We start from the raw sequence: 1,369 nt of genomic DNA on the forward strand, positions 1-1,369 counted from the left end.
TCATGGTATTACCAATTAGCAGGAAAATAAGCCATTGAATATAAAAGATAAAAATGTCTTGTTTACAATAGAGTGGGATACAGACACGCTTGATATGTTTGGAGATGGGGTTCTAGGGATTTTCCCCTCTAAAAAGACTTAATCCTCTGTAGACCACACCAATAAATGGCTGCGGAGGTGGGTTACTACTTATAAGTGTGGCAAATTAGGTAAATATCGTACATTTAATACGGAACAGCCCTGATATGGCCATCAAAAACGAAATTACTATTCTCACGAGAGCAGAACAGGCAGATCTTTATTCCCCACCCATTTTTTCAATCGAAGAACAACGTCTGTACTTTTCTCTGAACGATGCGGAATTGGCAGTTTTTCGGTCAATTCGTCTCAGAGCTCATAGATGTTACTTTGTCGCGATTTTGGGATACTTCAAATCAAAGCCCGTCATCCTAGATATCGCTTACTCGCAGGTTTCTAAGGATTTAATGTTCATCAGTAAAGAGCTGCTTGGCGGCAAGGGGCTCAGACCATTCACTCCCTCACAAAAACAAAAAGATCGACTCTACGCAAAAGTATTAGACCTTGCTGGTTATCACAAATGGGACGAAAGTCAGCACTTCAATTCTCTTTTCGACCACCTTGTTCAGGTGGGCAATGCCTGGCTGGAGCCGCGTTACCTCTTTGATACTGCTATTGAATTCCTAACCAGTCACAGCATTGCTATCCCTAGGTACACCGTACTCCAGAGACTGATAAGCAGAGCGATGCAGCAGGTCAGAAAAGACCTGGCGCACCAACTTAATCAACTCACCAGTCCTGAACTTCACGTCTTTCTGGACAGCATAACAGCCATTGATGACGGACTAAGCCTGAACCAGCTCAGAGGCGGTGCAAAAAGTCTGACCGTACCTGAACTTAAAAAAGAGCTTGCCCTTTATCATCAGTTAGCGCCATGGCGCACGCAAATCAATGGCGTTATCGATGGGCTTAATCTGTCTCTTAAAAATCGACAACACTTCGGTGAGCTCATCAACTATTACGGTAGTAAACTCAAACGATTCAAACGCGCACAGCAGCATCTATGGTTGCTATGTCACCTGACAGAGCGGATACAACTGGCACTGGAACGGTTAACTGATGGGTTCATTTACCATATCCGCAAGCAACAAGAAGCTGCCAACACCTTTGCACAACAAGCAGTGTTCCTGTCCTGGCAGTCAGCCGCGGACAATGTCACGAAAGCGGCAGAGTTACTGCATCTGTTTGTGGATGAGAACATTGATGATAATCAACCCTTCTCAGTAGTCAGACAACAGGCATTGAAGGTCATGAATGACAGGGATATCCAGACCCTCTGCCTTTACCTGAA

1 protein-coding gene is annotated in these 1,369 nt (G+C 44.5%); it reads left to right on the forward strand.

Features of this window, described 5'->3' with window-relative positions; genetic code table 11:
• Positions 1-245 precede the first annotated feature (245 nt).
• A partial coding sequence (locus R7D93_RS25370; protein WP_206926158.1) for a DUF4158 domain-containing protein occupies positions 246-1,369 on the forward strand: 1,124 nt, incomplete at its 3' end.

This window comes from Vibrio sp. YT-15, from assembly GCF_033337445.1.
Classification (GTDB): Bacteria; Pseudomonadota; Gammaproteobacteria; order Enterobacterales; family Vibrionaceae; genus Vibrio; species Vibrio alginolyticus.